Below are 7,089 nucleotides of genomic sequence, written 5' to 3'. Positions count from 1 at the left end.
CCCGCGGCGACGGCGGCGTGGATGGCCGAGCCGAGGGCCGGGCCCTGCTCGCTCGTGATGGTCGAGATCGGCAGGCGCAGCACGTCGCTGTAGGTCTGCATGAGGTGGGCGTTCTTGAGCAGGCCGCCCGCGGCGATGAACTCGGTGACCGGCACGCCGGACTCCTCGAAGGCCTGCACGATGCGGCGGGTGCCGAAGGCCGTGGCCTCGAGCAGCGCGCGGTAGCCCTCTTCGGGCGTCGTGCTGAGCGTCTGGCCGACGATGACGCCGCTGAGCTCGTGGTCGACGAGCACCGAGCGGTTGCCGCTGTGCCAGTCGAGGGCGACGAGGCCGTGGGCCCCGACGGGCTGCTCGTAGGCGAGGTCGGTGAGGTGCTGGTGCACGCTCTTGCCGGCCGCCGCGGCGGCGTCGACCGACGACTGCGGCACCTGGTTCTTCACGTACCAGGCGAAGATGTCGCCGACGCCGGACTGACCGGCCTCGTAGCCGTAGAGCCCGTCGACGATGCCGCCGTCGACGACGCCGCACATGCCGGGCACCTCGGCCAGTTTGTCGCCGTTCATCACGTGGCAGGTGCTCGTGCCCATGATCGCGACCATCTGGCCGGGCTGGGTGGCCTTGGCGGCCGGGGCGGTGACGTGCGCGTCGACGTTGCCGACGGCGACGGCGACGCCCTCGGGCAGTCCGGTCCAGCCGGCGGCCTCGGCCGTCAGCGTGCCCGCGACGTCGCCCAGGGCGCCGATCTCGTGCACGACCTTGGTCTCGGCGAAGTCGGCGAAGTCGGGGTTGAGTGCGGCGAGGAACTCGCGGCTGGGGTACTCGCCGTCCTGGTAGATGCCCTTGTAGCCCGCCGTGCAGGCGTTGCGGACGTACCGACCGCTCAGCTGCCAGACGATCCAGTCGGCGGCCTCGACCCAGTGCTCGGTCGCGGCGTAGACCTCGGGGTCCTCTTCGAGCAGCTGCAGGCCCTTGGCGAACTCCCACTCGCTCGAGATGAGCCCGCCGTACCGGGGCAGCCACGACTCGCCACGCGACGCAGCCAACTCGTTGATGCGGTCGGCCTGGCCCTGCGCGGCATGGTGACGCCACAGCTTGACGAACGCGTGCGGGCGGTCGGCGAAGCGGTCGAGCTCGTTGAGCGGGGTGCCGTCGGCGGTGGTCGGCACCATGGTGCAGGCGGTGAAGTCGGTGCCGATGCCGACGACCGCGGAGGGGTCGACGCCCGACGCGCGAAGGGCCTCGGGCACTGCGTTCTTCAGCACGTCGACGTAGTCGGACGGCACCTGCAGGGCCCAGTCGGCGGGGAGGCGCTCGCCCGTGCCGGGGAGGGTGCGGTCGACGACGGCGTGCGGGTACTCGAACGTGGCACTGGCCAGTTCGGCGCCGTCGCGGACGCGCACGACGACGGCCCGGCCGCTGAGCGTGCCGTAGTCGACGCCGACGACGTACGTGTCGGCCGACGTGCCGGCGGGGTCGGGAGCCGCGGGCGACGGGTCGGAGGGGATGGCGGTCTCAGCCATGGAACGTCCTTGTCCTGATGCGAAAGTGAGCGCTCACATTCTCACATGAGCGAGTGGGACCGTGCAATCTCGCACCGGCGGGTCGGGGTCGGTCAGCGGGCCGGGGCCGCCGTCGAGCGGCGGACGACGAGCTCGGGGTCGAGTGCCGCCACAGGCGCCTCGTCGCCGGCGAGTACGGCCTCGACGGTCGTCATGAGTCGGCGCCCGAGCGCCTCGAAGTCCTGCCGCACGGTGGTCAGCGGCGGGACGAAGTGTTCGGCCTCGGGGATGTCGTCGAAGCCGACGATGCTCACGTCGCGCGGCACGACCCGACCGGCGTCGACGTACGCGTGCACGACGCCGAGCGCCATCTGGTCGTTGCCGCAGAACACGGCGGTGACGTCGTCGCGCCCGGCCAGCTCTCGGCCGATGCGATGACCGGAGCCCGGGGTCCAGTCGCCGCGCAGCAGCACCGTCGAGTCGACGCCGAGCCGTTCGCAGGCCTCGCGCCAGCCCCGCTCGCGGTCGCGGCCGTCCATCCACCCGTCGGGCCCGGCGACGTGGGCGATGCGGCGGTGACCGAGCGAGACGAGGTGCTCGACGGCCGCCTCGGCCCCGGCGGCCTGGTCGAACGAGACCGTGTGGTGGCCGTCCTCGGCCTCGCTGTCGGCGGTGACCAGCGGTACGGACACCCCGGAACGCCGCAGCACCTCGAGGGCCTCGGCGTCGGGTGCGATGAGCACGATGGCCGCCACGTTCTGACCCACCAACGAGTCGAGGGCCTGCCGCATGCCCTGCCGGTCGTCGACGTCGAGGGTGGCCATCGACACCTGGTAACCGGCTCGTCGGGCGGCACCGTTGAAGCCGTGCATCGTGCTCGACGGCCCGTAGAACGGGAACCCCGTGCTGATCACGCCGAGCGACCTCGTCTTGCGGCTGGCCAGCGCCCGGGCGGTGAGGCTCGGCCGGTAGTGGAGCTCGTCGATGGCGACGTCGACCTTGGCCTTGGTGGCGGGACGGACCGTCGGGTCGCCGTTGACGACCCGCGAGACGGTCTGGTGCGAGACGCCGGCTGCGGCCGCGACGTCGAAGAGGGTTGCCACGAGGTGATCCTAGTTCGGTTCGGTTTTCGGGACGGTGGCGTCGTGTGCGGCCGGCCCGCGCCTCCTGCGGTCTGGTCGGTGCCCGCCGGGGGCGGGGAGACGAGGAGGCGCGGCTCCCGTGACCGGGAACCGCGCCTCTCGCGGATGGTGGCGCCTAGTTACTTGCCGGACGAGGCGGCGCGACGCTTGTTGAAGACGTCGAACGCGACCGCGGCGAGCAGCACGAGGCCCTTGATCAGGGACTGGTACTCGGTGCCGACACCGAGGATCGACAGGCCGTTGTTCAGGATGCCGATGATCAGACCACCGATGATCGCGCCGGTGACCGTACCGATGCCGCCCGTGACGGCGGCGCCACCGATGAACACGGCCGCGATGGCGTCGAGTTCGAACCCGCTGCCGGCGCTGGACGCCGCGAGGTTCAGCTGGGCCGTGAAGACGACGCCGGCGAGAGCGGCGATGACGCCCATGTTGACGAAGAGCAGGAACGTGACGCGCTTGGTCTTGACGCCCGACAGCTCGGCGGCGTGCACGTTGCCACCGATCGCGTAGACGTGACGACCGAAGACCGAGTTCTTCATCACGGTCGAGTAGACGACGACGAGCACGGCGAGGATGACCAGCACGATCGGGGTGCCCGAGTAGCTGGCGAGCAGGAACCCGACGTACATGACGAGGGCGACGGTGAAGACGAGCTTGGTGACGAACCACAGGAAGGGCTCGTCCTCGAGCTGGTACTTGCGACGCGTCGCCCGGCCACGGAGACCGGTGCCGATCAGGGCGATCGAGGCCACAGCGCCGAGGATCAGCGTCAGCGGCTCGTACCCGGTCGTGCCGAAGGCGGGCAGGAAGCCCGAACCGATGTCACGGAACCCCTGGGGGAACGACGAGATCTGCGTGCTCTGCAGCGCGATCTGGGCGGCACCGCGGAACGCGAGCATGCCGGCCAGGGTGACGATGAACGCCGGGATCCCGAAGTAGGCGATCCAGAAGCCCTGCCAGGCCCCGACCAGGGCACCGAGCACGAGGCAGAGCACCACGGCGAGCGGCCAGGGCAGGCCCCACTGCGTGATCATCACGCCGGCCATCGCACCCGTGAAGGCGACGATGGACCCGACCGAGAGGTCGATGTGGCCGGCGATGATGACCATCACCATGCCGATGGCCAGGATCAGGATGTAGCTGTTCTGGACGACCAGGTTCGACACGTTGATCGGTGCCAGGGTGATGCCGTTCGTGGTGATCTGGAAGAACAGCACGATGACGATCAGCGCGATGAACAGGCCGATCTGGCGCAGCTGACCGCCGAGGTACGAGACGGCACTCGTGATCGGGTTGCCGCCCGAACCGGACTGCGGCTGACGGGAGGTGGGCGACCCGCCCGTGGGCTTCGGGTCGGTGGCCTGGGTGGGGCTAGGCGCGCTCATTGACGGGGCTCTCTCGTTCGAGGGTCATGTACTTCAGGAGGAATTCGGGGGTCGCCTCGGCGATCGGCACGTCGGCCGTGATGCGCCCCTCCGAGAGGGTGTAGATGCGGTCGCAGATGCCGAGCAGTTCGGGCAGCTCGGACGAGATGACGATGACGCCCTTGCCCGCGTCCGCGAGCTGGTTGATGATCGTGTAGATCTCGTACTTGGCGCCGACGTCGATGCCGCGGGTGGGCTCGTCGAGGATGAGCACGTCGGGGTCGGCGTACATCCACTTGGACAGCACGACCTTCTGCTGGTTGCCGCCCGAGAGCTTTCCGGTGACGGCGGCCACGGTGGGCGCCTTGATGTTCATGCTCTTGCGGAAGCGCTCGGCGACCGTGCTTTCTTCGGACCGGTTGACGAAGCCCCAGTTCGCGAGCTTGCCGAGCGCCGAACCCGAGACGTTGCGGGTGATGTCGTCGATCAGGTTGAGACCGTACTTCTTGCGGTCCTCCGTCGCGTAGGCGATGCCGGCCGCGATGGCCTTGCTGACCGTCGACGTGTCGACCTTCTCACCGCGCTTGTAGACGGTGCCCGAGATGCCGGTGCCGTAGCTCTTGCCGAAGACGCTCATCGCGAGCTCGGTGCGTCCGGCACCCATCAGCCCGGCGATGCCGACGATCTCGCCGACCTTGACGGTGAGGTTGGCCTGGTGGATGATCTCGCGCGTCGCGTCCAGGGGGTGGTGGACGGTCCAGTCCTCGATGCGGAGCAGCTCGGCGCCGACCTTCGACTCGTGGGCCGGGTACCGGCTCTCGAGGTCACGGCCGACCATGCCCTTGATGATGCGGTCCTCCGACACCTCGCCGGCGTGCATGTCGAGGGTCTCGATGGTCTTGCCGTCGCGGATGATCGTCACCTTGTCGGCGATCGCCTTGATCTCGTTGAGCTTGTGGCTGATGATGATCGACGTGATGCCCTGCCCCTGCAGGCTCTTGATGAGGTCGAGCAGGTGGGCCGAGTCGTCGTCGTTCAGGGCGGCGGTGGGCTCGTCGAGGATGAGGATCTTCACGCGCTTCGAGAGCGCCTTGGCGATCTCGACCAGCTGCTGCTTGCCGACTCCGATGTCGACCACCTTGGTGATCGGGTTGTCGCGCAGGCCGACGCGGGCCAGGAGGCCGGCGGCGTCGAGGTTGGTCTTGTTCCAGTCGATGAAGCCGCCCTTGGACTGCTCGTTGCCGAGGAAGATGTTCTCGGCGATCGAGAGGAACGGGCTGAGTGCGAGCTCTTGGTGGATGATGACGACGCCCGCAGCCTCGGAGTCGTTGATGTTCTTGAAGTCGACGGGCTGACCGTCGAGCAGGATCTGGCCGTCGAACGAGCCGTGCGGGTAGACGCCCGAGAGCACCTTCATGAGCGTCGACTTGCCGGCGCCGTTCTCGCCGCAGATCGCGTGGACCTGGCCGCGCTCGACCTCGAGCGTGACGTCCTGCAGGGCCTTGACGCCGGGGAACGTCTTGGTGATCTCCCGCATCTCGAGGATCGTGTTCGCCACGTGTTCCTTCTTCCGTGTGTCGGGTGGGTGCCGCTGGGGAGCAGGGAAGCGAGGAGGCGCTGGTCGGCGACCGGCGCCTCCTCGGTTCTCGCAGGGGAGGGACCTACTTGAGGTCGGCCTCGGTGTAGTAGCCGCTGTCGACCAGGACCTCTTTGTAGTTGTCCTTGGTGACGATGGTCGGCTGGAACAGGAAGGTCGGGACGACCTTCTCGCCGTTGTCGTACGTCTTGTCGTCGTTCGTCTCGGGCGTCTTGCCGGTGAGCAGGTCGTCGGCCATGATCACGGACTGGTCGGCGAGCTGACGGGTGTCCTTGTAGATGGTCGAGTACTGCTGACCCTCGATGATCGACTTGACCGAAGCGGCCTCGGCGTCCTGACCGGTGATGATCGGCAGGGCGTCACTGGCGTAGCCAGCACCCTCGAGCGCCGAGATGATGCCGATCGAGATGCCGTCGTAGGGCGAGAGCACGCCGTCGAGCTTGGTGCCGCCCGAGTAGGTCGAGGCGATCAGGTTCTGCATGCGCGCCTTGGCGGTGGCGGGGTCCCACTGCTGCGTGGCGGCCTGGGTGAACTGGTCCTGACCGGAGCCGATCGTCAGCGAACCGTCTTCGATGTAGGGCTTGAGGGTGTCCATCGCGCCGTTGAAGAAGAAGGTCGCGTTGTTGTCGTCGGGGCTGCCGGCGAAGACCTCGATGGTCTTGGGCGAGGCGCCGTCGACCTTCTTGCCGTCGGCGTCGGCGAGGCCGAGACCGGTCAGGAGGCTGGTGCCCTGGTCGACGCCGACCTTGTAGTTGTCGAACGAGACGTAGTAGTCGACGTTCTTGTTGCCCGTCAGCAGGCGGTCGTACGAGATGACCTTGATGCCGGCCTTGGCGGCCGAGTCGAGCTGGTCGCTGAGCGAGCCACCGTCGATCGAGGCAACGATGAGGACCTTCGCGCCCTTGGTGATCATGTTGCTGATCTGCTGGACCTGCTGGGGGATCTTGTTGTCGGCGTACTCGAGGTCGACCTTGTAGCCCTTGTCCTCGAGGGCGCTCTTGACGGCGTCGCCGTCCTTGATCCAGCGCTCGGAGACCTTGGTGGGCATCGCGACGCCGACCAGCGCACCGGCGTTGTCGCCGCTGCTGCTGCCGCCGGCGTCACCGCCGCGTCCGCCGCCGCCGCCGGAGCAGGCGGCCAGGGAGAATGCCATGCCGACGGCGACGATGCCGACGAGGAGCTTTTTCTTCACGGTTGTTCCATTCGTGTCAGGTGTCATCTCGACGGCGTCGTCGATGACGGGTGATGGTGCTGTGAGGGGATCTCTGTGGTGCGGGCGCTCGACGGCTCGGGTGGCCGGGGACGCGCCGGGCCGACGGGTGCGCGAGGCCGGCCCGTCGGGGCTGAGGGGGACGTCAGGCCGGGGCGACCGCGAGGAGGCGCGGGGCGGGCGACGTGCGGACGGCCCGGTGGGCGGCCGGGCGGCGGAGGGAGGAGCTGTTCACGGTTGACCTCTTCGTCAGGAAACGTGTGGCTGGGGTGTC

The 7,089-nt window shown here is 68.6% G+C and carries 5 protein-coding genes; all 5 read right to left on the bottom strand.

Annotation, left to right across the window (positions count from 1 at the left end; genetic code table 11):
• Positions 1–1,520 (bottom strand): ribulokinase (araB, locus tag ASE87_RS01010; RefSeq protein ID WP_235472207.1); only part of this gene is annotated, 1,520 nt, incomplete at its 3' end.
• A gap of 92 nt (positions 1,521–1,612) precedes the next feature.
• The gene (locus tag ASE87_RS01005) at positions 1,613–2,602 is read right to left on the bottom strand and encodes a LacI family DNA-binding transcriptional regulator (RefSeq protein ID WP_056046729.1); all 990 of its coding nucleotides are present in this window, start codon (positions 2,600–2,602) and stop codon (positions 1,613–1,615) included.
• A 158-nt stretch (positions 2,603–2,760) separates the two neighbouring features.
• On the bottom strand, positions 2,761–4,029 hold the full coding sequence (mmsB, locus tag ASE87_RS01000; RefSeq protein ID WP_082452220.1) for a multiple monosaccharide ABC transporter permease: 1,269 nt from the start codon (positions 4,027–4,029) through the stop codon (positions 2,761–2,763).
• Positions 4,016–5,545: a multiple monosaccharide ABC transporter ATP-binding protein gene (mmsA, locus tag ASE87_RS00995; RefSeq protein WP_369813995.1), complete on the bottom strand. Its 1,530-nt coding sequence runs from the start codon at positions 5,543–5,545 to the stop codon at positions 4,016–4,018. Before mmsA ends, mmsB begins: the two co-directional genes overlap by 14 nt.
• A 124-nt stretch (positions 5,546–5,669) precedes the next feature.
• A complete protein-coding gene (gene chvE, locus ASE87_RS00990; RefSeq protein ID WP_056225230.1) occupies positions 5,670–6,824 on the bottom strand; it encodes a multiple monosaccharide ABC transporter substrate-binding protein in 1,155 nt (384 codons plus the stop codon).
• Positions 6,825–7,089 lie beyond the last annotated feature (265 nt).

The organism is Frigoribacterium sp. Leaf44, assembly GCF_001421865.1.
Classification (GTDB): domain Bacteria; phylum Actinomycetota; class Actinomycetes; order Actinomycetales; family Microbacteriaceae; genus Frigoribacterium.
This window is presented reverse-complemented; position numbering and strand designations above follow the sequence as displayed.

Excerpts from the sequence above, each read along its gene's own strand:
- mmsB (WP_082452220.1), bottom strand. The coding sequence starts at position 4,029 with ATGAGCGCGCCTAGCCCCACCCAGGCCACCGACCCGAAGCCCACGGGC.
- mmsA (WP_369813995.1), bottom strand. The coding sequence starts at position 5,545 with ATGCGGGAGATCACCAAGACGTTCCCCGGCGTCAAGGCCCTGCAGGAC.
- chvE (WP_056225230.1), bottom strand. The coding sequence starts at position 6,824 with ATGACACCTGACACGAATGGAACAACCGTGAAGAAAAAGCTCCTCGTC.